We start from the raw sequence: 25321 nt of genomic DNA on the forward strand, positions 1-25321 counted from the left end.
TATCTAATCCTTTTTGTCATTTATGAGATTTTTAATGAAGAGTAGAATTAAGTTTCAAATAATTTGAAGGATCAAGATTGTGAAAAAAATCTCAATTTTTTCACAAAAAGGGTTGTAATTTTCTGAAAATTTGATAAAATAAGTCTTAATCATTTTCAGGAGGAAGAAAATTGGCAAGATATCAGAATTTAGTAAATGGAAATTGGAAATCATCTGAAAAGGAAATTACAATCTATTCACCCATTAATCAGGAAAAGCTGGGGACAGTACCAGCTATGAGTCAGGCTGAAGTAGATGAGGCTATGAAAGCTGCGCGTGCAGCTCTCCCAGCATGGCGTGATTTAGCACCAGTTGAACGTGCAGCCTATCTGCATAAGGTAGCAGCTGTTTTAGAACGCGATAAAGAAAAAATTGGTACAATTCTTGCCAAAGAGGTTGCTAAAGGGATAAAAGCAGCCATTGGAGAAGTAGTACGTACAGCAGATTTGATTCGTTTTGCTGCAGAAGAAGGTCTCCGTATCACTGGACAAGCAATGGAAGGTGGCGGTTTTGAAGCTACAAGTAAAAACAAACTAGCCGTTGTCCGTCGTGAGCCAGTTGGTGTCGTTTTAGCTATCGCGCCATTTAACTATCCAGTTAACCTTTCTGGATCTAAGATTGCTCCGGCTTTGATTGCAGGGAATGTCGTCATGTTTAAACCGCCAACACAAGGATCTATCTCAGGTCTGTTATTAGCCAAGGCTTTTGATGAGGCAGGTGTTCCAGCAGGAGTATTTAATACGATAACTGGACGAGGTTCTGAAATCGGTGACTATATCATTGAACACAAAGAAGTTAACTTTATCAACTTTACTGGCTCGACTCCAATTGGTGAGCGAATCGGTCGTTTAGCTGGAATGCGTCCTATCATGCTTGAACTTGGTGGGAAAGATGCAGCTATTGTTCTCGAAGATGCAGACTTGGAACACGCAGCTAAACAAATCGTCGGTGGAGCCTTTAGCTATTCAGGACAACGTTGTACTGCCATCAAGCGTGTCTTGGTTGTGGAAAGTGTAGCGGATAAATTGGCTGAATTACTTAAAGCAGAAGTTGCTAAGCTAACCGTTGGTGACCCATTTGACAATGCTGATATCACACCTGTTATTGACAATGATTCAGCTGATTTTATCTGGGGATTGATTCAGGATGCGCAAGGTAAAGGTGCCAAAGCGCTCAGTCCAATCAAACGTGAGGGCAATCTCATTTGGCCAGGACTTTTTGATTATGTCACAAGAGATATGAAATTAGCATGGGAAGAACCATTTGGTCCTGTTCTGCCAATTATCCGTGTTTCCGATGCAAGTGAAGCGGTAGCAATTGCCAATGAATCTGAGTTCGGTCTTCAATCATCCGTATTCACAAATGACTTTAAAAAAGCGTTTGAAATCGCTGAAAAACTTGAAGTGGGCACCGTTCATATTAATAATAAAACACAGCGTGGACCAGATAATTTCCCATTCCTTGGGGTCAAAGGATCTGGTGCTGGTGTGCAAGGGATTAAATACAGCATTGAAGCAATGACAAATGTCAAATCCATTGTTTTTGATGTGAAATAATCTATAAAATCAGGAAAAGGGCTTCCTGATTTTATTTTTTTCAAAAAATTACAGTTTAAAATTGATAAAAAACGAATATTCTGGTATTATAATAAAAAAATATATGGAAATTATTCTTTTCTCTCTGAAATGAGTGAAAGCTAAGTTAAGATATTTTTTCCAAAATTTTCAAGATAATTTTGGTGAAATTCCGTAAATTACTTGAAAGTTATCTTAAAAGAGTGTATAATAGAATTATAGAAAACGCTTACAAAAAGAAAGGGGATTGGATGAATAATCAAGAAGCATTGAGAACCTTCACTACTGGAGAAAATTTTCATCTTCAGCACTATCTAGGAGCACATAAAGAGGAAAAAGACGGAGAAATTGGTTTTACTTTCCGTGTTTGGGCACCTAACGCTCAGGCTGTGCACTTAGTTGGTGATTTTACAAACTGGACAGAACACCAAATTCCTATGGTACGGAATGAATCGGGTGTTTGGGAAGTCTTCACAAGTCTAGCTCATGAAGGGCAGATTTATAAGTATCATATCACGCGTGCAAATGGGCACCAGATTATGAAAATTGATCCATTGGCAGTTCGTTTTGAGGCTCGCCCAGAGACTGGAGCCATCCTGACTGATATTCCAGAGAAAAAATGGAAAGATGGTCTTTGGCTAGCTAGGAGAAAACGCTGGGGCTTTTTTGAGAGACCAGTCAATATTTATGAAGCCCATGCTGGATCTTGGAAGAGAAATCCAGATGGTAGTCCATACAGCTTTGCACAACTTAAGGAAGAACTCATTCCATACCTTGTTGAGATGAACTACACTCACATCGAGTTTATGCCTTTAATGGCTCACCCACTTGGATTGAGTTGGGGCTACCAGCTTATGGGTTACTTTGCTATGGAGCACTCTTATGGGCGACCAGAGGAATTCCAAGATTTTGTTGAGGAATGTCATTTAAACAATATCGGTGTAATTGTGGATTGGGTTCCAGGTCATTTTACCATCAACGATGACGCTCTAGCTTATTACGATGGAACACCGACTTTTGAATACCAAGACCACAATAAGGCCCATAACTATGGTTGGGGAGCTCTTAACTTTGACCTTGGGAAGAATGAAGTCCAGTCCTTCTTGATTTCTAGCATTAAATTCTGGATTGACTTTTATCATTTAGACGGTATTCGAGTAGATGCAGTTAGCAATATGCTCTACCTAGACTATGATAATGCTCCTTGGACTCCAAACAAAGACGGTGGCAATCTCAACTACGAAGGCTACTATTTCCTTCAACGTTTGAACACTGTTATCAAGTTAGCTCATCCAGATGTGATGATGATTGCAGAAGAAAGCTCATCAGCAACAAAGATTACTGGTATGAAAGAAATGGGCGGTCTTGGCTTTGACTACAAGTGGAATATGGGCTGGATGAATGATATTCTCCGTTTCTACGAGGAGGACCCTATATATCGTAAGTATGATTTTAACTTGGTAACTTTCAGCTTCATGTACGTTTTCAATGAAAACTACCTCTTACCTTTCTCACACGATGAAGTCGTGCATGGTAAGAAAAGCATGATGCACAAGATGTGGGGAGATCGCTACAATCAATTTGCAGGTTTGCGAAATCTCTACACTTATCAAATTTGTCATCCAGGTAAGAAACTCTTGTTCATGGGAAGCGAATATGGTCAGTTCTTAGAGTGGAAATCTGAAGAGCAATTGGAATGGTCTAACTTGGAAGATCCAATGAATGCTAAGATGAAGTACTTCACTTCTCAACTCAATCAATTCTATAAAGAGCATCGTTGCCTTTGGGAAATTGACACCAGCTACGATGGCATCGAAATTATCGATGCGGATAATAGAGATCAGAGTGTCCTTTCCTTTATTCGTAGGAGTAAAAAGGGTGAAATGCTAGTCTGTGTCTTTAATATGGCGCCTGTTGAACGAAAAGACTTTACAATCGGACTTCCTGTCGCGGGAGTTTATGAAGAAGTTTGGAATACAGAATTGGAACAATGGGGTGGTGTCTGGAAAGAATACAACCAAACGGTTCAAACTCAAGAAGGATTATGGAAGGATTATGAGCAGACCTTGACCTTTACCTTGCCAGCTATGGGAGCAAGTATCTGGAAGATTAAACGTCGCTTGAAACCAACTAAAACTGTCACAAATAAAACCCAAAAAGGAGTAGAAAATGAAGAATGAAATGCTAGCTTTGATCCTTGCCGGTGGGCAAGGAACACGTCTCGGAAAACTCACTCAAAGCATTGCCAAACCAGCAGTGCAATTCGGTGGGCGCTACCGTATCATTGACTTTGCGCTTTCAAACTGTGCTAACTCTGGGATTCACAACGTCGGTGTTATTACGCAGTATCAACCTCTTGCCTTAAATAACCATATTGGAAATGGTTCGAGCTGGGGTCTGGATGGAATTAACACAGGTGTTTCTATTCTTCAACCCTACTCTGCAAGCGAGGGAAATCGTTGGTTTGAAGGAACTAGCCACGCTATCTACCAAAATATTGACTACATCGACAGTGTCAATCCTGAATATGTTCTGATCCTTTCTGGTGACCATATTTACAAGATGGACTATGATGACATGCTCCAATCACATAAGGACAACAATGCCAGCTTGACAGTAGCTGTCCTAGACGTACCTCTCAAAGAAGCTAGCCGTTTTGGTATCATGAATACAGATGCCAATAATCGTATCGTTGAATTTGAAGAAAAACCTGCTCAACCTAAGTCTACCAAAGCTTCTATGGGGATTTATATCTTTGATTGGCAACGTCTCCGTAATATGCTAGTAGCTGCTGAAAAGAATAAGGTAGATATGTCAGACTTTGGTAAAAACGTTATTCCAAATTACCTTGAGTCTGGAGAAAGTGTCTATGCTTATGAATTCAAAGGCTACTGGAAAGACGTCGGTACTATCGAGTCTCTATGGGAAGCAAATATGGAATACATTGATCCAAACAACGCTTTGGATAGTCGTGATCGTCAGTGGAAAATCTACTCACGCAACTTGATTTCACCACCAAACTTTATTGGAAAACACGCTCATGTAGAAGATTCTTTAGTTGTGGATGGCTGTCTCGTGGATGGAACTGTTAAGCATTCCATTCTCTCAACAGAAGCACAAGTACGTGAGGGTGCTGAAGTAGTAGACTCTGTAATCATGAGTGGTGCCATTATCGGAAAAGGTGCAAAAATTAAACGTGCCATCATTGGTGAAGGTGCTGTTATTTCTGAAGGTGTCGAAATTGATGGAACAGACGAAGTACAAGTAGTAGGATATGATGAAGTAGTGGGGGTAGCAACAGATGAAGATTGATAAATATTCAGCCATTTTAGGAAACACCGTTGGTTTTCACGATATGTCAACTTTGACAGATCATCGTCCAGTAGCCAGTTTGCCATTTGGAGCAAAATATCGTTTGATTGACTTCCCTCTTTCTAGCCTTGCAAATGCTGGTGTTCGTAGTGTCTTTGGAATTTTCCAACAAGATAATATCAGTTCAGTCTTTGACCACATTCGTTCAGGACGTGAGTGGGGCTTATCTACCCTTCTCAGTCACTACTATCTAGGTATTTATAATACGCGTGTTGAAAGTAGCACAGTTGGGAAAGAATATTACCAACAGCTTCTCACTTATTTGAAACGTTCAGGATCAAATCAGACGGTTGCACTTAACTGTGATATCGTGGTGAATATTGACCTCAATCAAGTATTCCATTTACATACTACTGCTGGTCGTCCAATTACAGTTGTTTATAAGAAATTACCTAAAAAGGATATTTCAGATGTTAATGCCATCTTGGAAGTGGATGAAACAGACCGTGTTCTTTCTCATAAACTTTTTGATGCCAAATCAACAGATGAACTTTTCAACATGTCTACAGATATATTCGTCGTTGATACTCCGTGGTTGATTAAGCGTTTGGAAGAAGAAGTTCAAAAAGAATACCCAGAAAAATTACGCTATGTTTTACGTGAGTTGGCAGCTAAAGAAGGCGCTTTTGCTTATGAATACACTGGCTACCTAGCCAATATTCACTCTGTTCAATCCTATTATCAAGCCAATATTGATATGCTGGAGTCTCAAAAATTCTATTCTCTCTTCTCACCTAACCAAAAGATTTATACCAAGGTTAAGAATGAAGAACCAACTTACTACTCAAACACCTCTAAGGTAAGTACTTCGCAGTTCGCCTCTGGTAGTATCATAGAGGGTGAAGTAGTTCAGTCGGTCCTATCACGTAATATTCACGTTCATAAGGATAGTCTAGTTAAAGACAGCCTTCTCTTCCCACGTGTTGTGATTGGTCAAGGTGCCCAAGTTGAGTATGCAATCTTGGACAAAGGGGTTGAAGTTGCTGACGGTGTCGTTATTCGCGGTACTGCAGAACACCCAGTTGTAGTCAAAAAAGGCGAAAAAGTTACAGAGGATATTCATTCATGAAAATTTTATTCGTAGCAGCAGAGGGTGCGCCCTTTTCAAAAACAGGTGGTTTGGGAGACGTCATTGGCGCTCTTCCCAAATCACTGGTAAAGGCAGGGCACGAAGTTGCGGTTGTCTTACCTTACTATGACATGGTAGAGGCTAAGTTCGGCGACCAGATTGAGGATGTTCTTCACTTTGCAGTGAGTGTGGGATGGCGCAGACAGTACTGTGGTATTAAGAAGACCGTCTTAAATGGTGTTACCTTCTACTTCGTAGACAATCAAACTTATTTCTTCCGAGGTCATGTTTACGGAGATTTCGATGATGGTGAACGCTTTGCCTTCTTCCAACTGGCTGCTCTTGAAGCCATGGAGCGAATTGATTTCATTCCAGATATTCTCCATGTCCATGATTATCACACCGCTATGATTCCTTTTCTCTTGAAGGAAAAATACAGATGGATTCAGGCATATCAAGGAATCAGAACTGTTTTAACTATTCATAATTTGGAATTCCAAGGTCAATTTTCTGAAGGAATGTTGTGGGATTTGTTTGGAGTCGGTTTTGAACGTTACGCTGATGGGACCCTTCGTTGGAATGATTGTCTAAACTGGATGAAAGCTGGTATCCTATACGCGGATCGTGTCTCAACCGTATCGCCTAGCTATGCACATGAGATTATGACTAGTCAGTTCGGTTGTGGCTTGGATCAGATTCTTCGCATGGAGTCAGGTAAGGTTTCTGGTATTGTTAATGGAATCGATACCGATCTCTATAATCCGGAGACAGATGCTCTTTTAGACCATCATTTTGATAAGGAAGATTTGTCTGGAAAAGCTCAAAACAAAGCAAAATTGCAAGAGAGAGTTGGTCTACCTGTGAGAGCAGATGTTCCTCTAGTTGGGATTGTTTCTCGTTTGACACGCCAAAAAGGTTTTGATGTCGTTGTAGAAAGCTTACATCGTTTCTTACAGGAGGACGTTCAAATAGTCCTTTTAGGAACAGGTGACCCGGCTTTTGAACATTCCTTCTCTTGGTTTGCGCAGGTCTATCCAGACAAGCTATCAGCAAATATCACTTTTGACGTTAAACTTGCTCAAGAAATCTACGCAGCTTGTGACCTCTTCCTCATGCCAAGTCGTTTTGAACCATGTGGCTTGTCTCAAATGATGGCTATGCGTTATGGAACTCTACCATTGGTTCATGAAGTGGGTGGATTGCGTGATACGGTTCAATCCTTCAATCCGATCGAAGGAACTGGTACTGGATTTAGCTTTGACAATTTAACACCATACTGGCTTAACTGGAGTTTCCAAACAGCCTTGGATGTTTATAAGTACCAGCCAGACGTTTGGAGAAATCTACAAAAACAAGCTATGGAATGTGATTTCTCATGGGATACAGCTTGCAAGTCTTATCTTGATTTGTACTATAGTTTAGTCAACTAATAGATAAAATCGTATGATTCTTTCATACGATTTTTGGGCTGTTTAGAAAAGAGGAGAAGTGATGACTCAAGTAATGGGGCTCTGTGTTATGGATGTTGATGGCACCTTAATTGCAGAAGAAGTGATTGATCTTTTAGGAAGAGAAGCAGGTTGTGAAGCAGAAATTTCAGAGATTACCAATCAAGCAATGCGAGGAGAACTGGACTTTGAAAGGAGTTTACGAGAGAGAGTCGCTTTGTTAAAAGGTCTTCCGATTTCGGTCTTTGATACTGTCTTCAAATCCATTCATCTGTCCCAAAATGCTCCAAAATTTATCTCTATTCTCCAAAAGAATGACATCCTAGTTGGTCTAGTGTCTGGTGGATTTAGTCCAATCGTTGAGAGACTAGCAAAGTACCTAGGTATCTCCTATTTCTCCGCCAACCAGTTAGAAGTCAAAGACGGATTTTTAACAGGGCAACTAGTTGGTGAAATTGTGACATGTCAAGTAAAACAAGCTACTCTTGAGAAATGGAGAAAGGAATTAGTACTTTCCAAAGAAAGAACGATTGCAATCGGTGATGGGGCTAATGACCTCTTGATGTTAAAGTCAGCAGGTCACGGTATAGCCTTTTGTGCCAAGGAGGTCGTAAAAGCTGAGATAGCTTGTCATGTAGATACGAGGGATCTTTTAGAAGTTTTGCCTTGGATTGATTTCTTAGAATGAGAGGGAACTATGAAAATTGTAATCGCACCCGATTCTTTTAAAGAAAGTTTGACGGCTGAACAGGTCGCTCAAGCTATAAAAAAAGGCTTCGAACAGTCAATAGCGGATGTAGAATGTCTGCTTTGCCCTGTAGGTGATGGTGGGGAAGGAACCGTAGATGCTATTCGACATTCTCTTGAACTCGAAGAAAAATGGCAAGAGGTTACGGGACCTTTTGGTCTAAATGAAGCAATGCGTTACTTTCAAAAAGGTCAAATGGCACTCTTTGAAGTTGCTGACTTGGTTGGTTTAGGAAAGATTCAGCATGAGAAACGAAATCCTCTTCACATCCAAACTTGTGGTGTCGGAGAGTTGATTCGCCATCTCATTGATCAAGGAATGAAGGAAATCTATATCGGTGTAGGCGGTACGGCTACTAATGACGGTGGAATAGGTATAGCTGCTGGTTTGGGGTATCAGTTTTATGATAAGAAGGGGAAAGAATTGCCAGCTTGTGGTCAAACTTTGCTTGAGTTCGAGTCGGTTTCAAACAGCGACTTGTATAGGATTCCTGAAGATGTGAAAATCCGCATTTTAGCAGATGTCGTGAGCCTTCTATGTGGTCATCAAGGGGCAACCTATACATTTGGTAGACAAAAAGGTTTGGATCCTGCTTTGTTTGAAACAGTAGATCTGGCTATACAGGAGTTCTATGAAAAATTTTCGCCTTCAACCCTGTCTCTGAAAGGAGCAGGAGCTGGCGGGGGTATTGCGGCTGGGCTCTGTGCCTTTGCAAAGGCTTGTATCGTATCTGGGATTGACACCTGTTTGGATTTGATTGACTTTGATAAGAAAGTTGCAGGTGCTGACTTGGTTATCGTTGGAGAAGGCAGACTGGACAGTCAAAGCCTTGTTGGAAAAGCTCCTATCGGTGTAGCAAAAAGAACCCCTAACGGAGTCCCTGTTATTGCTATTTGTGGAAGTCTTGCTAACGATTTGCCTCCCCTACCATTTGAAAATATACAAGCAGCCTTTTCCATTTTAGAGAAAAGTGAACCTTTGGAAGAGAGTCTGAAAACAGCAAGCATCTATTTGGAGCACACAGCTACTAATATTGGTCGTTTGTTAAATTTGAGGAAGGATTAACCTAACCATTTTTTCCAGATGGATTTTTTAGGTGGCTCTGCCTTTTTCTCCTCCCAGAGATTCGAGAATGCAAGTCTAAGGTCTTTTTCCTCTACTTGAACAGGTTCGTTCGTGTGAATGACAAGGCCGAAAGGAGAGGTGATATGATCATCTGAAACAATAGTCGCCTGGCAATTACTTTCCTTTGCTTGTTTTAAGTAAAAGACCTGTTTGTCAAACTCGATATTTGGTGAGATTTTCACAAAAAGTTCCTCTACCTTTTCTTGAAAACCATCTAAAATAGAGAAAAATCCATGTTCTAATTCAGGACTATTGGCAGTACTGATATCCGCGTATCCAAGAACTCTTTCCTCGAAAGTACCGAGGTAGCGGCGTTGTTCGTCAGGGTTTAATTTCGGCCCACCATGAGCTTTTTCTAGTAGTTGTTTTGATAAATCTGTCATAAAAACAGTATATCACAAAAATCGCATGAAAACAGACAAAAGAAAGCGATTACTTTATAAAGTTAAGGAAAATTTGCACAAAGATAACGTTTTTTCTTGAAAAACGCTTATTTTTAAGGTATCATAGAGGTGTAAAATAAATAAGCTCAAAGGAGAGTAAGAAATGTCAATTATTACTGATGTTTACGCTCGCGAAGTCCTAGACTCACGCGGTAACCCAACACTTGAAGTAGAAGTTTATACTGAATCAGGTGCTTTCGGACGTGGTATGGTTCCATCTGGAGCTTCTACTGGTGAACACGAAGCAGTTGAACTTCGCGACGGTGACAAATCTCGTTACGGTGGTCTTGGTACACAAAAAGCTGTTGACAACGTAAACAACATCATTGCTGAAGCAATTATCGGCTACGATGTACGTGATCAACAAGCTATCGACCGTGCTATGATCGCTCTTGACGGTACTCCTAACAAAGGTAAATTGGGTGCAAATGCAATTCTTGGTGTGTCTATCGCTGTAGCTCGTGCTGCTGCTGACTACCTTGAAATCCCACTTTACAGCTACCTTGGTGGATTCAACACTAAAGTTCTTCCAACTCCAATGATGAACATCATCAATGGTGGTTCTCACTCAGATGCTCCAATCGCTTTCCAAGAATTCATGATCGTACCTGCTGGTGCACCATCATTCAAAGAAGCTCTTCGTTGGGGTGCTGAAATCTTCCACGCTCTTAAGAAAATCCTTAAATCACGTGGTTTGGAAACTGCCGTAGGTGACGAAGGTGGATTCGCTCCTCGTTTCGAAGGAACTGAAGACGGAGTTGAAACTATCCTTGCTGCAATTGAAGCTGCTGGATATGTTCCTGGTAAAGACGTATTTATCGGATTTGACTGTGCTTCATCAGAATTCTACGATAAAGAACGTAAAGTTTACGACTACACTAAATTCGAAGGTGAAGGAGCTGCTGTACGTACTGCTGCAGAACAAATCGACTACCTTGAAGAATTGGTAAACAAATACCCAATCATCACTATCGAAGATGGTATGGACGAAAACGACTGGGACGGTTGGAAAGCTCTTACTGAACGTCTTGGTGGTAAAGTTCAATTGGTTGGTGACGACTTCTTCGTAACAAACACTTCTTACCTTGAAAAAGGTATTGCAGAAGGTGCTGCTAACTCAATCCTTATCAAAGTTAACCAAATCGGTACTCTTACTGAAACATTCGACGCTATCGAAATGGCGAAAGAGGCTGGTTACACTGCCGTTGTATCACACCGTTCAGGTGAAACTGAAGATTCAACAATCGCTGATATCGCAGTTGCAACTAACGCAGGACAAATCAAGACTGGTTCACTTTCACGTACAGACCGTATCGCTAAATACAACCAATTGCTTCGTATCGAAGATCAACTTGGTGAAGTAGCTGAATACCGTGGTTTGAAATCATTCTACAACTTGAAAAAATAATCTAGTTCAATAAGCTATTTTATCCCGAACCTTGAAATTCAACAGTTCGGCCCTTGATTTAGCAACGTTATTAGCCCCTCGGATTTTATCCGAAGGGCTTTTTTTCTGTTCGGGGGACAAGAAAGGGGGCAGGGTTTATGGTATAATAGACAAAAACACTTGTATTAGAAAGCAATTATGTCTAAAGAAATTGATATTGAGTATTACCACCAGCTAGCCTTGCAAAAGCAGAAGGAACATCGCAAAGTTTTAGCCAATCTAAAGAAAAAGCCACCTAAAAACTTAGATAAGATAGCCCAGCAGATTCACGAAGAAGTTTTTTCTGAGATCGACTGTACTGCCTGCGCCAATTGCTGTAAAACTCTGGGGCCAGACTTTAAGGAAGCCGACATTGTCCGCATTGCCAAGTATTTCAAGATGAAGCTGCCAGCTTTTGAAGAGGAGTTTCTGCAGGTGGATGAAGACGGTGACAAGGTTTTCAAAGCTATGCCTTGCCCCTTTCTAGGAGGAGACAATCTCTGCTCAATCTACGACGTTCGACCAAAGGCTTGCCGCGAGTTCCCTCATACAGATCGTAAAAAAATCCATCAAATCAACCATTTGACAATTAAGAACACCTTGACCTGTCCAGCAGCCTATCTCTTTGTTGAGAAATTAAAGGATAAGTTATAGAAATTTACACCTTTAAATCTTGTACAAAGATTCTAGGGCGGAAGTATCTGATATCTGATAGACTATAGATAGAATTGAACACGGCCTAAAAGCTGTTTGAAAAAGAGAAAATTTCTAGGACTAGAAGCTGAAGCGTCAATTTTTCTGTTTTCACTTTGCTTTTAAGGACTTTTGTATCTTGTGGAGGTAAGAAGAAACGAATATGATGCATCAATTCAACCAAACCATGGATTATTTGGAGCAGCAGCTGACTGGAGAAGTGGATATGAAAAGATTTCAGCAGCTATCGGGCTATTCTTACCCTCTTTTTAGCAGGCTCTTTTCCATCCTAGCAGATATGACCCTGGCAGAATATTTGCGTAATCGCAGGCTGTCAGAAGCAGTGACAGACTTGCTGGAAGGCTCTGAGAAGGTCATTGATATAGCACTGAAATACGGCTATGAGTCTGCGGATGCCTTTAGCGCAGCCTTCAAGAAATTCCATGGTGCGACCCCCTCAGAAGTTCGAAATGGAAAACCTTATCGGGTCTTTCCTAGACTTCAATTATCCTTAAAGATTACAGGAGGAAAGAACATGGATATCAAGATTCAAAAGAAATCTGCATTTACCGTGGCAGGCGTCCTATTGGAAGCTATTGACAATAGCCAGTGCCCATCTGCTTGGGATCAACTCTATGCAAATCACAGCTTTGAAAGTTTAGAAAGTATGGGCAGTGGCCAATCCTTTGGCCTCTGCTCTGATGTCAAAGAGGGTGAAATCATTAACTACATGGCGGCTTATGATGTGACGGATAAAGCGAAAGCAGAAGCCCTAGGCCTTTCTATCAAGGAAATCCCAGCAGCTGAATATGCTATCGTACCAGTCAAGGGGGCTGTACCAACCAGCATCCACCATGCTTGGAAATATGTTTTGGAAGTCTTCTTCCCAGAAACAGGTTATCGCCACTCAGGCTCACCAGACTTTGAAGTCTATACCGAAGGAGATATGTCGTCACCAGACTATCAAATGGAACTCTGGATACCAGTGATCAAGAACTAGAACATTTTCTGATTTTTTATAAAGATGCAAACCTAACTCTGTAGAAAGAATCTCTACAGAGTTTTTAATTGTTGACATTCATGTCCGTAAATCACAAATACCCATATTTTTTGTTTGGATTTTATGGGACATGAGAATAGTTTTCTCGGTATAATAGTCCCATAGAAGATAAGGAGGCATGAATATGCAGATGTATTTTGGAGATGTGTCGCTTTGCTATAGCTATTCATTGACAATGGCACTGGATGGCTATGGCTATGACTTTAAAGCAGACTTTCTAGAGGCAATCATGGTGATGGGAAATGGCGCTAGTATCGTAAAGGAAGATGACCAGCACCCTCTAGTATTCTTTGATAACGGAATGCCAGATCTTTCCATCTCCCATTCCTTAAAAATACTAGGGTTTGACTATGAGGATTTCTATCTAAAAGATGGAGCAGAAGTTAATTTGGAAGAGATTAAAAGAAAGTTGGAAACCTTTCTGTCCAATGGACCTGTCGTACTGGGACCTCTTGATATGGGCCATCTGACCTACAATCCCAATCACACAATCCTTTATGGTGTGGATCACTTCGTAACCGTGTATGGCATTGATGGGCAGTATCTCTATTTGCATGATCCAGCCGGTTTTGCCTGTATAAAGGTTGCTTTTAATGACATATTAGAAGCTTGGAAGGCAGAGGCTATTGACTATAAGCGTGGAGCCTACTCCATGTGGGGAAATTTTAAGAAGGTCAAGAGTCCTAGTCAGACTGAAATCTACCAAGAAACAGCAAGGATTATGAAGACCCGATATCTGGATGGTCAAAGTGGTGTATTGGAATGTTATGCAAAAGCAGTTTCTGAAAACGGCTTAAATACAGAGCAAAAACAATTGCATCAGTATTTCAGCTTTAAACTTGCTGCTGTTAGAAATCTCTATCTCAGTAAATTCTTAAAAGACCATGATTCAGAAGGGGCACGATTAAAAGAGGAATTGGCTACTCTATTCGGCCAAGCCCACCTTTCGTGTTTAAAAGAAGATTATCAAGAACTAGCCGACTTGCTCTATCAGATGGCTGAAGTGGATGGTCGCTTTAGAGATTTATATGTAAACTAGTGACTATAAGAATAAAAAAACTAGTCAGTAAAAGCAGTTTTTCGTAAAATGAAGAACTGCTTTTTGATTATGGTATAATGAAGTGAGGAAATATCATAAACAATTTGAAAGTGAAGGGAGAACGCCTATGCCTAGACCAAAAACAAAAGAGGAATTAGTGCTAGCCTCTAAGGAAAACTATGAAAAACTTAATCACTTTATCTCTAAATTAAGTGAAGAGGAACTACAGACTCCTTTTGATTTTTCAAAAGACCAAAAGAAAAAAGAAGCTCACTGGAAAAGAGATAAAAATCTACGGGATGTCCTGATCCATCTCTATGAATGGCATCAGTTGCTTTTGACCTGGGTACATTCCAATCAAAAGGGTCATGAAAGACCTTTTCTCCCTGAACCTTATAATTGGAAAACTTATGGGGAAATGAATGTCGCTTTTTGGAAGAAGCACCAGAGAACGTCCTTAGAAGAAGCTACTAGACTACTAGAGCAATCGCATAAGGAGATTTTAGGATTAATGGAAGGTTTTAGCAATGACCAACTCTTTACCAAAGGTGTCTATAAGTGGACGGGAGGAACAAGTCTAGGTTCCTACTTTGTGAGTGCCACTTCCAGTCACTATGACTGGGCTATTAAAAAGCTCAAAGCTCATCAGAGAAATTGTAAGAGTAGCTAGTTAGAGTGCTATTGAAATTCACCAAAGGTTCTTCTAAGTTTCGAATAGCTTAGTGCTCGTAATTTTAGAGCTATTTTAGCTTTAGAATCCTTCAAAAATTAAAATTTAAGGCTGTCATAGACTTAGAATAGCCCTAAAACATTTATTTTAATGCAATTCTAAACTTAGAATTACATTGATATTAAAGGAATTAGGCTTTTCGATTCTTAGAATGCCTTTATTCTGTGAAATGTTGACTATAAACTGGTTCGAATGGCTTTTTTCTGATATAGGATGTTAGATAGATGGAGGAGATGATGAACATACAAAAAGAGAAAGTTAGAAAAGAGTTGGTGTCCCTCTGTTTGGGAGAGTTTACAGCCGTCTTATCCTTTTGGTTGTGTTTTTTCCTTTTGAAAAATCGGCTTGGTGATTGGAGGAGTCTAGTCACCATTCTCTATCCTTTGTCTTTACTGACATTTATTTTGCTTCAAGGTTCAATCTATTGGGCAATTTTGATTATAAGACTGTCGAAACCTCAATTTGGAAGCGGTAGTGTCCCCAAACTATATGGTGGTTTCAGAATACTAGACCTTGTTTTACTTATTTCAGGCTTTCCTTTTATAGTCTGGAACACACAGAGTGTCCAAGTGGCTATCTTCGCCACACTGATACAACTTTTTGCCCTTATCGAATGGGTTAATTATTTCCTCGTACGCCTATCTTATAGTTTGAACCCTCTTGTTTTATGGAAACGAATTACTAAGGGAAAACTTGAAAAAAGCAGAATAGCGAAGGGGTTGGGGTAGGGGAGAATAAAGAGGTTACCCATTCGTTTTGTAATATGCTATAATTAATCTATCAAATTTTTTGAATAACTACTTGAAGTGAGATAGATATGCAAATAAACTACAATAGAAAACAGAAATCAGATATTGTTATTTTAAAACCTTCAGCCATTGAAGTTGAAAAATACTTAAAATCGTGGAAAAATCTTAAAAATTATAAGTTGCAAGAAGATGCTTTAGATAAATTGTTTTTTGAGCTATTACCAAGTAACGAAGAAATTTCTGATATTTTATTAAAGGTTGCTACATTAAATGATTTTTATAGCACAAATATTTTTTCAGTTTATCCAGTTGCAGAGCATATTCTGAGTCTTAAAATTGACGAGAGATTGAGACAAGGTGATGTAACTTTAGTCAATGAAATTCAGAATGTTACTATCAATGGAGTAACTAGAAAGTTCTATTCTTTTTCTACTAAATACTGTTCCCATCATAATCCTAAAGAATACCCTATTTATGATAGCTATGTAGAAAAAGTATTGAAATATTTTAGAAAAACAGATAAATTTTCCAACTTTAAGAATGCAGATCTAAAAGATTATCAAAAATTTAAAAATATAATTATTGCTTTTAGAGAATACTACGGATTAGAAGAATTTAATCTTAAAGAGATTGATCAGTATTTATGGCAGTTGGGAAAAGAATATTTCCCAAATAAATATTAGCGACTTTTTCTCACTCAGAAAGGAAATTTAATGTCCTACAAATTTTTACTCTTCGACCTCGACCACACCTTGCTTGATTTTGATGCTGCTGAGGATGTGGCTCTGACGCAACTTCTAAAAGAAGAAGGGGTTGCAGACATTCAAGCCTATAAAGACTATTACGTTCCTATGAACAAGGCTCTCTGGAAGGATTTGGAGCAAAAGAAAATCAGTAAACAAGAGCTGGTTAACACGCGCTTTTCACGTTTGTTTGCTCATTTTGGGCTAGAGAAAGATGGGACTTTACTGGCCCAGCGATACCAGTTTCTTCTAGCCCAGCAGGGACAAACTCTTTCGGGGGCTCATGAACTTTTGGACAGTCTCATTGAGCGTGATTATGAGCTGTACGCTGCGACAAATGGGATAACTGCTATTCAAACAGGGCGCTTGGCTCAATCAGGTCTGGCTCCCTATTTCAACCAAATCTTTATTTCCGAGCAGTTGCAAACGCAAAAGCCTGATGCACTATTCTATGAAAAAATCGGTCAGCAGATTGCTGGATTTGATAAAGAAAAGGCCCTGATGATTGGAGATTCCCTAACAGCTGATATTCAAGGTGGCAATAATGCTGGTATCGATACTATCTGGTATAATCCCCATCATCTGGAAATTAAGACGCAAGCCCAGCCGACTTACGAAGTCCATTCTTACCTAGCTCTACTAGAACTCTTAGATAAACTGTAAAAAGTGGTTTCAATAGCCACTTTTTGCTATAATAGAGGCAGGAAAAACTAAGGAATAGTAAATGATGTCAAGACCAGCTCTTTCTCTTTATGAACCATTGTATACACTAAAGGAAGTTGATCAAAATATCTGGATTGCAGATGGTGATTTGATTCAAATGGATATGAAAATCTTCAAACTTCCTTTTCAGACACGTATGACGGTGGTTAAGTTAAATGATGGAAAACTCTGGATTCATTCTCCTATTGCGCCCAATGAGGAGCTCTTTACTGAACTGGATACTTTGGGCAGAGTCGCTTACCTGATTTCACCAAATAAGATTCACTACGCCTATATTGCAGATTGGAAAAAAAGATATCCTTATGCACAAGCATGGTCTAGTCCAGGAGTTGAAGAGAGAGTGAAAAGTCAGAATGTCAAGGTGGAATTTGATGCTCCCTTAGCAGATGAGTCTCCTGACTTATGGTCTGATGAGATTGATCAACTTATTTTTAAGGGAAGTTCCGTGATTGAAGAAGTGGTGTTTTTTCATAAATCGACTAAAACACTCATTGTAACGGACCTTATAGAGAATTTTGAACCGGAAAAGATAGCTAGTCCAATCCGAAGAAAAATCTATCGTTTAGCCCGTGTAACAGCCCCTGATGGTCAAACTCCTATCGATTATCGGATGACTTTTTTAGGAAGACAAAGGGAAGCAAAGGTTTCCTTTGCCCGTATATTAAACTGGAAACCGGATAAAATCATTCTTGCACACGGTCTATGCTTTTTTGAGAATGGTATAGATGAATTAAAACGTGCTTTTAGATGGATACGGTAAAGGAGAAAAAGATGCAACACTCATCTTGGCATGCTTTGATTAAGGAGCAATTACCTGAGGGGTATTTCGGGAAAATCAATCAATTTATGGAGCAGGCATATGCACAGGGAACTGTTTATCCACCTAAGGAAAAGGTTTTTCAGGCTCTCTTGACTACTCCTCTGGAAGAGGTTAAGGTGGTGATTCTAGGGCAAGACCCCTATCACGGGCCAGGTCAAGCTCAGGGCTTGAGTTTTTCTGTACCGGATACCATTCCAGCTCCGCCATCCTTGCAAAATATCTTGAAAGAATTAGCAGATGACGTCGGAGTTAAGAAATCCCATGATTTGACGGTTTGGGCTGAGCAAGGAGTCTTACTTCTCAATGCCTGTTTGACCGTTCCTGCCGGCCAGGCCAATGGTCATGCTGGGCTGATATGGGAGCCTTTTACAGATGCTGTGATTCAGGTTGTCAATCATCTAGACAGACCAGTAGTCTTTGTACTCTGGGGATCCTATGCACGTAAGAAGAAGGCCTTGGTTACCAATCCTCATCACTTGATTATCGAATCAGCCCATCCCAGTCCTTTATCTGTTTATAGAGGATTTTGGGGTTCTAAGCCTTTTTCCAAGGCCAATGCATTCTTAACAGAGACCGAACAAGAGCCAATCGATTGGCTTAGATAAGGAGAAAATATGCCTCAGTTAGCGACGATTTGCTACATTGATAACGGAAAAGAACTGCTCATGCTCCATCGCAATAAAAAGCCCAATGATGTCCATGAAGGTAAATGGATTGGTGTGGGTGGTAAGCTAGAGCGAGGGGAGACTCCACAGGAATGTGCAGCGCGTGAAATCCTCGAAGAAACAGGGCTCAAAGCCAAGCCAGTTCTAAAAGGTGTTATCACTTTTCCAGAATTCACGCCAGATTTAGACTGGTACACCTATGTTTTTAAGGTAACGGAGTTTGAGGGTGACTTGATTGACTGCAATGAGGGGACCTTAGAATGGGTTCCCTATGATGAGGTCTTAAGTAAGCCGACTTGGGAAGGTGACCACACCTTTGTTGAGTGGCTTTTAGAGGACAAACCCTTCTTTTCAGCCAAGTTCGTTTACGATGGGGATAAATTGTTGGATACCCAAGTTGATTTTTATGAATAAAGGAGAAAGCAGATGCTACTAATCAAAAAAGGTCGTGTAATGGATCCCAAGTCTGGTTTGGATCAAGTGTGTGATGTTTTAGTCCAAGATGGAAAAATTGTCAAAATTGCGCCTGAAATCAAGGAAGAAGGATCAGAGCTAATTGATGCTACTGGGCTTGTGGTTGCGCCTGGACTAGTTGATATTCATGTTCATTTCCGTGAACCTGGTCAAACTCATAAAGAAGACATTCATACTGGTGCCCTAGCGGCCGCTGCAGGTGGTTTTACAACGGTCGTCATGATGGCTAATACCAGTCCAACCATTTCAGACGTGGATACTTTGCAAGAAGTTCTCCAGTCAGCTGCTAAAGAAAAGATCAATGTCAAGACGGTTGCGACTATTACCAAGAACTTTAATGGCCAAGATTTGACCGACTTTAAGGCACTTTTAGAAGCCGGTGCCGTTGGTTTTTCAGATGATGGTATTCCACTTGAAAGTAGCAAGGTTCTCAAAGAAGCCTTGGAAACTGCCAAGAAACTTGGCACCTTTGTTTGCCTTCACGAAGAAGATCCAGGTTTGAACGGGATTCTTGGCTTTAATGAAAACATCGCTAAGGAACATTTTCATATCTGTGGAGCGACAGGAGTGGCAGAATACGCTATGATTGCGCGTGATGTTATGATTGCCTATGCAACTAAGGCACATGTTCACATCCAGCATTTATCTAAGGAGGAAAGTGTCAAGGTAGTGGAGTTTGCCCAAGGTTTGGGTGCCCATGTCACGGCAGAAGTAGCTCCACAACATTTCTCTAAGACAGAGGCCCTCCTCTTGACGCAAGGTAGTAATGCCAAAATGAATCCTCCGCTTCGTTTGGAATCAGATCGTCGTGCCGTTATCGAAGGTCTCAAGTCAGGTGTTATCACAGTTATCGCAACGGACCACGCGCCTCACCATGCAGATGAGAAAAATGTAGAAGATATCACCAAAGCGCCATCTGGTATGACAGGTTTGGAAACCTCTCTTTCTCTTGGTTTGACTTATTTGGTAGATGCTGGTGAACTAAGCTTGATGGAATTGCTTGAAAAAATGACTGTCAATCCGGCTAAGCTTTATAACTTTGAAGCAGGCTACTTAGCTGAAAATGGTCCAGCGGATATCACCATCTTTGATGACAAGGCTGATCGTACTGTTGGTCCAGACTTTGCTTCAAAATCATCCAATTCACCATTTATCGGCGAAACCTTAAAAGGGCAGGTCAAATATACTATTTGTAAGGGACAAATCGTCTACCAAAACTAGATGGGACTCTGCTCTATAAACTATAAGAATAGAGAGCGTTTATGTATCCAACCCATCAATTTAAAGATAAGTTTGTCTTATTTCTTAAGATATTTTTCCCTATCCTGATTTATCAGTTTGCCAATTATTCTGCCTCTTTTGTCGATACAACCATGACGGGGCAGTACAATACCATGGACTTGGCTGGTGTTTCAACTGCAACGAGTCTCTGGAATCCTTTCTTTACCTTTTTAACAGGGATTGTTTCGGCCATGGTGCCCATCATCGGCCATCATCTAGGACGAGGCAAAAAGGAAGAAGTAGCATCTGACTTTTACCAATTCATCTACCTAGCTTTCGGACTGTCTTTGGTCTTGCTTGGAATGGTAGTATTCTTAGCACCCCCAGTCTTAAACCATATCGGGCTAGAATCCCAAGTTGCAGCAGTTTCGGTTTCTTATCTTTGGTACTTGTCTATCGGAATTATTCCCTTGTTGCTTTTCAGTGTTATCCGATCGCTACTTGATTCACTCGGTCTGACCAAACTATCTATGTACCTCATGCTCTTATTACTACCTTTAAATTGTGGATTTAACTATTTATTAATTTACGGTGCCTTTGGGTTTCCAGAGTTAGGTGGAGCAGGTGCAGGCTTAGGTACTTCCCTAGCTTACTGGTGCCTCCTTGGAATCTCTGCCATCATCCTTTTAAAGCAAGAAAAGTTAAAAGAGTTTCATTTGGAAAAACCGCTTCCGCTTGATCTAGTAAAGATCAAAGAAGGGATTCGCTTGGGCTTACCAATCGGTGGAACTGTTTTTGCTGAAGTCATCATTTTTTCAGTCGTTGGTTTGATTATGGCTAAGTTTTCGTCTATGATTATTGCCAGCCACCAGTCAGCCATGAACTTCTCGACGCTCATGTATGCTTTTCCCATGAGTATTTCTTCTGCCATGGCCATCGTTGTTTCTTATGAGGTGGGGGCTAAGCGCTTTTATGATGCTAAGACCTATATCAAACTTGGACGTTGTATAGCACTGATATTTGCAGGCTTTACATTGAGCTTTCTCTATATTTTGAGAGATGTCGTAGCCAGTTTATATGGAAATAATCCTGATTTCATTGATCTAACCTCTACCTTCCTAACTTATAGTCTTTTTTTCCAGTTAGCTGACACCGTTGCAGCTCCTTTACAAGGAATACTGAGAGGCTATAAGGATACGGTTGTTCCCTTTTATCTAGGAGTAATTGCTTACTGGGCTGTGTCCATTCCATTAGGCTTATTCCTAGATCAAGTAACAACTTTGGGAGCCTATTCTTACTGGATTGGTCTAATAGCGAGTTTGGTCGTTAGTGCTATCCTCTATCAAGGGCGCTTGCAAACAATTATGAAAAGATTTGAAGTTTCCAATGTCAAATAAACTTTGTGAAAAAATGTTTTAATTTATAGAAAATCCCGATAAACTGGGGTTTTCTTTTTGTATTTTGTGAAAGAATCTAAGCATATATTTTGACAGTGCTTTCATAATGCGATAGAATGAGGATATAAAACTTTAAACCTAGAAAGGCGAGATTATGTCAACTTTAGATAGAAATCTCTTGCTAGAGATGTTCCGTAAGATGGAAGAAATCCGTCGAATGGACTTAAAAATTGCACAATTAGTAAAAAAAGGGAAAGTTCCTGGTATGACTCACTTTTCTGTTGGAGAGGAAGCCGCTAACGTCGGAGCTATGCTGGCTCTCAATCCAGATGATCTGATTACCTCAAACCACCGTGGTCATGGACAAGCTATCGCCAAAGGAATTGACCTCAATGGTATGATGGCAGAAATCCTTGGGAAATACACTGGAACCTGTAAAGGAAAAGGTGGTTCTATGCATATTGCCGACCTTGATGCGGGTAACCTTGGTGCCAATGGTATCGTAGGTGGTGGTATGGGAATCGCTGTTGGCGCAGCCCTCAGTCAGCAAATGCAACATACTGGTAAAATCGTCGTCTGCTTCTTTGGAGATGGTGCGACCAACGAAGGTGTTTTCCACGAAGCAGTGAACATGGCTTCTATTTGGAAACTCCCAGTTATTTTCTACTGCATTAACAACGGTTATGGGATCTCTGCGGATATCAAGAAAATGACCAATGTAGAGCATATCCATCAACGTAGCGCTGCTTATGGAATTCCTGGAATGTTTATCGAAGATGGAAACAATGTCATCGACGTCTATGAAGGATTTAAGAAAGCCGTAGACCATGTTCGTGGTGGCAATGGCCCAGTCTTGATTGAAAGTGTCACTTATCGTTGGCTTGGTCACTCATCATCTGACCCTGGTAAATATCGTACCCGTGAAGAAGTGGAATTGTGGAAACAAAAAGACCCAATCGAAAATCTTCGCAAATACCTCATTGAAAACAGTATTGCAAGTGCAGAAGAATTGGAAGAAATTCAAGCAAAAGTCAAGGAAGCAGTAGAAGCCTCTGTTAAATTTGCAGAAGAAAGCCCATTCCCACCACTAGAATCGGCCTTTGAAGATATTTACGCAGACTAAGGAGAAAGAGATAAAATGGAAACAAAAACAATGTCCTTCCGTGACACCATTATCCTTGCTATGTCTGAGGAAATGCGTCGCGATGAAAATGTATTCTTGATGGGAGAAGACGTCGGTGTCTTCGGAGGAGACTTCGGAACTTCTGTCGGAATGCTTGAAGAATTTGGTCCAGAACGTGTCCGTGACTGTCCGATTTCTGAAGCTGCCATCTCGGGAGCAGCAGCAGGAGCAGCTATGACAGGACTTCGCCCAATCGTTGATATGACCTTTATGGATTTCTCGGTTATAGCCATGGACAATATCGTTAACCAAGCCGCTAAAACACGTTTTATGTTTGGTGGTAAAGGTCAGGTTCCAATGACTGTCCGCTGTGCAGCTGGTAACGGTGTCGGTTCTGCAGCTCAGCACTCGCAATCACTAGAGTCTTGGTTTACTCACATTCCTGGACTTAAGGTTGTAGCACCAGGTACACCTGCTGACATGAAAGGACTGCTAAAATCTTCTATCCGTGATAATAACCCTGTTATCATTCTTGAGTACAAGTCAGAATTTAACCAAAAAGGGGAAGTGCCAGTTGATCCAGACTACACAATCCCACTTGGAGTTGGCGAAATTAAACGCGAAGGAACGGATGTAACAGTTGTTACTTACGGTAAAATGCTTCGCCGTGTGGTTCAAGCAGCTGAAGAATTGGCAGAAGAAGGAATTTCGGTTGAAATTGTGGACCCACGTACCCTTGTACCGCTTGATAAGGATATCATCATTAACTCAGTTAAGAAGACTGGAAAGGTCGTTCTGGTCAACGACGCCCACAAAACAAGTGGCTATATCGGCGAGATTTCAGCAATTATTTCAGAGTCAGAAGCATTTGACTATCTAGATGCACCAATCCGCCGTTGTGCCGGAGAAGATGTGCCAATGCCTTATGCGCAAAACCTAGAAAATGCAATGATTCCAACCGTTGAAAGCATCAAAGATGCCATCCGTAAGACTTATAACAAAGAATAATCTTGCATAAATTAAATTATGTAAGATTTTAGAGGTTTTTAACTTTAGTAACTTGAGATATATTTTGTATCCAAGTTGTTTGTAAAGTTGCGACAGGAACGAATCGAATTGTTATTATTCGATGAGTGACTTAGTAAGTCTACTAGGTTGACCGCCTGATAGCGGCAACCGTAGTAACTTGAGACATGTTTCGTGTCCAAGTTACTTGTAGAGTTGAACACGGGCTAAGCTAAAGTCTGTATGAAAAAGATAAACTTTCCCAGAAACTAAAGTTTCTTCGTCAAGTTTCCTATTTTCACTTTGACTTTTTACGCCCTTAGTATCATGTAATTGAATTCGGACGGAGGTCTGAGAAAAAAAGATAGATTTCCTTGTGTCCATCGAACACATCGTCAATCTCCTATTTTTTCATTGCCCTCTTCGTCCTTAATATCTTATATTCGAACACGGGCTAAAAGCTCGGAAAAAAGATAAATCTCCTTGGCTTCATCGAAGCCTGCGTCGATTTCCTATTTTTCAGTCGCTTTTTACGCCCTTAGTATCATAATTAGAATTGGAGAGGTCATGGCTGATGACAAGCTAAGAGCGACTCCTGCGGCTAGAAAGTTAGCGGATGATCTAGGTATCAACCTCTACGACGTTTCTGGCTCAGGTGCAAACGGTCGTGTCCACAAAGAAGACGTGGAAACTTATAAAGACACAAACGTGGTTCGCATTTCGCCACTTGCAAAACGAATTGCCCTCGAACATAACATTGCTTGGCAGGAAATCCAAGGAACTGGTCATCGTGGTAAGATCATGAAGAAGGACGTTTTGGCCTTCCTTCCTGAAAATATCGAAAACGACACCATCAAGTCACCTGCTCAAATCGAAAAAGTGGAAGAAGTTCCAGACAATATCACTCCTTATGGTGAGATTGAGCGTATTCCAATGACACCAATGCGTAAGGTCATCGCCCAACGTATGGTTGAATCCTACCTAACTGCGCCAACCTTCACGCTCAACTATGATGTCGATATGTCTGAAATGCTAGCTCTTCGTAAGAAGGTTCTTGAACCAATCATGGAAGCAACTGGTAAGAAAATTACGGTTACTGATCTTCTTTCGCTAGCTGTTGTTAAGACATTGATGAAACACCCTTACATCAACGCTTCATTGACTGAAGATGGTAAGACCATTATCACTCATAACTATGTCAACCTTGCTATGGCAGTCGGTATGGATAATGGCCTAATGACACCTGTTGTTTACAATGCTGAGAAGATGAGCTTATCAGAGTTGGTTGTAGCCTTCAAGGATGTAATTGGTCGTACCTTGGATGGTAAATTGGCTCCAAGTGAACTGCAAAATTCAACCTTCACAATTAGTAACTTGGGAATGTTTGGCGTTCAGTCCTTTGGTCCGATTATTAACCAACCAAACTCAGCTATCCTCGGGGTTAGCTCAACAGTTGAGAAACCTGTAGTTGTCAATGGTGAGATTGTCATTCGCCCTATCATGAGCCTAGGATTAACTATTGACCACCGTGTTGTAGATGGTATGGCTGGCGCAAAGTTTATGAAAGACTTAAAAGCCTTGATTGAGAATCCAATCTCAATGTTGGTTTAAGTCAGCTATTGTTATTTTAGAGAT

At 40.6% G+C, this 25321-nt stretch carries 24 protein-coding genes; 23 read left to right on the top strand and 1 reads right to left on the bottom strand.

All coding sequences use genetic code 11. The annotated features are described in order from the left end of the window. The first annotated feature begins 170 nt into the window (after positions 1 to 170). The 7 genes from D8862_RS01015 to D8862_RS01045 all read left to right on the top strand — a co-directional run bounded on the left by D8862_RS01015 (position 171) and on the right by D8862_RS01045 (position 9315). A complete protein-coding gene (locus D8862_RS01015) occupies positions 171 to 1595 on the top strand; it encodes an NADP-dependent glyceraldehyde-3-phosphate dehydrogenase (RefSeq protein WP_125448354.1) in 1425 nt (474 codons plus the stop codon). Between the two features lie 269 nt (positions 1596 to 1864). Continuing rightward, a complete protein-coding gene (gene glgB / locus D8862_RS01020) occupies positions 1865 to 3793 on the top strand; it encodes a 1,4-alpha-glucan branching protein GlgB (protein WP_125448355.1) in 1929 nt (642 codons plus the stop codon). Then, positions 3783 to 4925 carry a glucose-1-phosphate adenylyltransferase gene (locus tag D8862_RS01025; protein ID WP_061416830.1) on the top strand — a complete coding sequence of 381 codons (1143 nt, stop codon included), beginning with the start codon at positions 3783 to 3785 and terminating at the stop codon, positions 4923 to 4925. The genes glgB and D8862_RS01025 overlap by 11 nt, the downstream gene beginning before the upstream one ends. Next, complete coding sequence (glgD, locus tag D8862_RS01030) at positions 4915 to 6054, top strand: glucose-1-phosphate adenylyltransferase subunit GlgD (protein WP_000687021.1); 1140 nt, start codon at positions 4915 to 4917, stop codon at positions 6052 to 6054. Before D8862_RS01025 ends, glgD begins: the two co-directional genes overlap by 11 nt. Continuing rightward, a complete protein-coding gene (glgA, locus tag D8862_RS01035; protein WP_125448356.1) occupies positions 6051 to 7484 on the top strand; it encodes a glycogen synthase GlgA in 1434 nt (477 codons plus the stop codon). The genes glgD and glgA overlap by 4 nt, the downstream gene beginning before the upstream one ends. 61 nt (positions 7485 to 7545) lie before the next feature. After that, the gene (serB, locus tag D8862_RS01040; RefSeq protein WP_125448357.1) at positions 7546 to 8190 is read left to right on the top strand and encodes a phosphoserine phosphatase SerB; all 645 of its coding nucleotides are present in this window, start codon (positions 7546 to 7548) and stop codon (positions 8188 to 8190) included. A 9-nt stretch (positions 8191 to 8199) separates the two neighbouring features. Next, positions 8200 to 9315 (top strand): glycerate kinase, encoded by a 1116-nt coding sequence (locus D8862_RS01045; protein WP_125448358.1) that lies wholly within the window; start codon positions 8200 to 8202, stop codon positions 9313 to 9315. Here D8862_RS01045 and D8862_RS01050 read toward each other — a convergent pair. Next, the gene (locus tag D8862_RS01050; RefSeq protein ID WP_125448359.1) at positions 9312 to 9758 is read right to left on the bottom strand and encodes a DUF1694 domain-containing protein; all 447 of its coding nucleotides are present in this window, start codon (positions 9756 to 9758) and stop codon (positions 9312 to 9314) included. The two genes, D8862_RS01045 and D8862_RS01050, sit on opposite strands and share 4 nt — an antisense overlap. A gap of 163 nt (positions 9759 to 9921) precedes the next feature. On the opposite strand from D8862_RS01050, the gene eno reads away from it, so the two are divergent. The 16 genes from eno to D8862_RS01135 all read left to right on the top strand — a co-directional run bounded on the left by eno (position 9922) and on the right by D8862_RS01135 (position 25297). Next, on the top strand, positions 9922 to 11226 hold the full coding sequence (gene eno / locus D8862_RS01055) for a surface-displayed alpha-enolase (protein WP_000022821.1): 1305 nt from the start codon (positions 9922 to 9924) through the stop codon (positions 11224 to 11226). A gap of 177 nt (positions 11227 to 11403) precedes the next feature. After that, on the top strand, positions 11404 to 11898 hold the full coding sequence (locus D8862_RS01065) for a YkgJ family cysteine cluster protein (protein ID WP_125448361.1): 495 nt from the start codon (positions 11404 to 11406) through the stop codon (positions 11896 to 11898). A gap of 202 nt (positions 11899 to 12100) precedes the next feature. Next, the gene (locus tag D8862_RS01070; protein WP_125448362.1) at positions 12101 to 12937 is read left to right on the top strand and encodes an AraC family transcriptional regulator; all 837 of its coding nucleotides are present in this window, start codon (positions 12101 to 12103) and stop codon (positions 12935 to 12937) included. A 184-nt stretch (positions 12938 to 13121) separates the two neighbouring features. Further along, complete coding sequence (locus tag D8862_RS01075; RefSeq protein ID WP_125448363.1) at positions 13122 to 14036, top strand: cysteine peptidase family C39 domain-containing protein; 915 nt, start codon at positions 13122 to 13124, stop codon at positions 14034 to 14036. Between the two features lie 127 nt (positions 14037 to 14163). Beyond that, positions 14164 to 14706: a ClbS/DfsB family four-helix bundle protein gene (locus tag D8862_RS01080; protein WP_125448364.1), complete on the top strand. Its 543-nt coding sequence runs from the start codon at positions 14164 to 14166 to the stop codon at positions 14704 to 14706. Positions 14707 to 14990: 284 nt separating this feature from the next. After that, entirely contained in the window at positions 14991 to 15494 is a 504-nt protein-coding gene (locus D8862_RS01085) for a hypothetical protein (protein WP_125448365.1), read from the top strand. Positions 15495 to 15583: 89 nt separating this feature from the next. Then, positions 15584 to 16198 (top strand): hypothetical protein, encoded by a 615-nt coding sequence (locus D8862_RS01090; protein WP_125448366.1) that lies wholly within the window; start codon positions 15584 to 15586, stop codon positions 16196 to 16198. Between the two features lie 30 nt (positions 16199 to 16228). Continuing rightward, positions 16229 to 16921, top strand: a complete 693-nt coding sequence (gene pynA / locus D8862_RS01095; RefSeq protein WP_125448367.1) for a pyrimidine 5'-nucleotidase PynA — start codon at positions 16229 to 16231, stop codon at positions 16919 to 16921. A gap of 64 nt (positions 16922 to 16985) precedes the next feature. After that, positions 16986 to 17741, top strand: coding sequence for a DUF4336 domain-containing protein (locus tag D8862_RS01100; protein ID WP_004243722.1), 756 nt, complete (start codon positions 16986 to 16988; stop codon positions 17739 to 17741). Between the two features lie 11 nt (positions 17742 to 17752). Beyond that, the gene (locus D8862_RS01105; RefSeq protein WP_125448368.1) at positions 17753 to 18406 is read left to right on the top strand and encodes a uracil-DNA glycosylase; all 654 of its coding nucleotides are present in this window, start codon (positions 17753 to 17755) and stop codon (positions 18404 to 18406) included. 9 nt (positions 18407 to 18415) lie between these two features. Beyond that, positions 18416 to 18880: an NUDIX hydrolase gene (locus D8862_RS01110; RefSeq protein ID WP_001135768.1), complete on the top strand. Its 465-nt coding sequence runs from the start codon at positions 18416 to 18418 to the stop codon at positions 18878 to 18880. A 12-nt stretch (positions 18881 to 18892) separates the two neighbouring features. Further along, entirely contained in the window at positions 18893 to 20161 is a 1269-nt protein-coding gene (locus tag D8862_RS01115; RefSeq protein ID WP_125448369.1) for a dihydroorotase, read from the top strand. 41 nt (positions 20162 to 20202) lie between these two features. Continuing rightward, a complete protein-coding gene (locus tag D8862_RS01120; RefSeq protein WP_125448370.1) occupies positions 20203 to 21558 on the top strand; it encodes an MATE family efflux transporter in 1356 nt (451 codons plus the stop codon). A gap of 154 nt (positions 21559 to 21712) precedes the next feature. Then, positions 21713 to 22681: a thiamine pyrophosphate-dependent dehydrogenase E1 component subunit alpha gene (locus D8862_RS01125; RefSeq protein ID WP_125448371.1), complete on the top strand. Its 969-nt coding sequence runs from the start codon at positions 21713 to 21715 to the stop codon at positions 22679 to 22681. A gap of 15 nt (positions 22682 to 22696) precedes the next feature. After that, positions 22697 to 23689: an alpha-ketoacid dehydrogenase subunit beta gene (locus tag D8862_RS01130; RefSeq protein WP_125448372.1), complete on the top strand. Its 993-nt coding sequence runs from the start codon at positions 22697 to 22699 to the stop codon at positions 23687 to 23689. 564 nt (positions 23690 to 24253) lie between these two features. Next, positions 24254 to 25297, top strand: a complete 1044-nt coding sequence (locus D8862_RS01135) for a dihydrolipoamide acetyltransferase (RefSeq protein WP_125448373.1) — start codon at positions 24254 to 24256, stop codon at positions 25295 to 25297. Positions 25298 to 25321 lie beyond the last annotated feature (24 nt).

The sequence above is a fragment of the Streptococcus oralis genome (genome assembly GCF_003942585.1).
In the GTDB taxonomy this organism is placed as follows: domain Bacteria; phylum Bacillota; class Bacilli; order Lactobacillales; family Streptococcaceae; genus Streptococcus; species Streptococcus oralis_BE.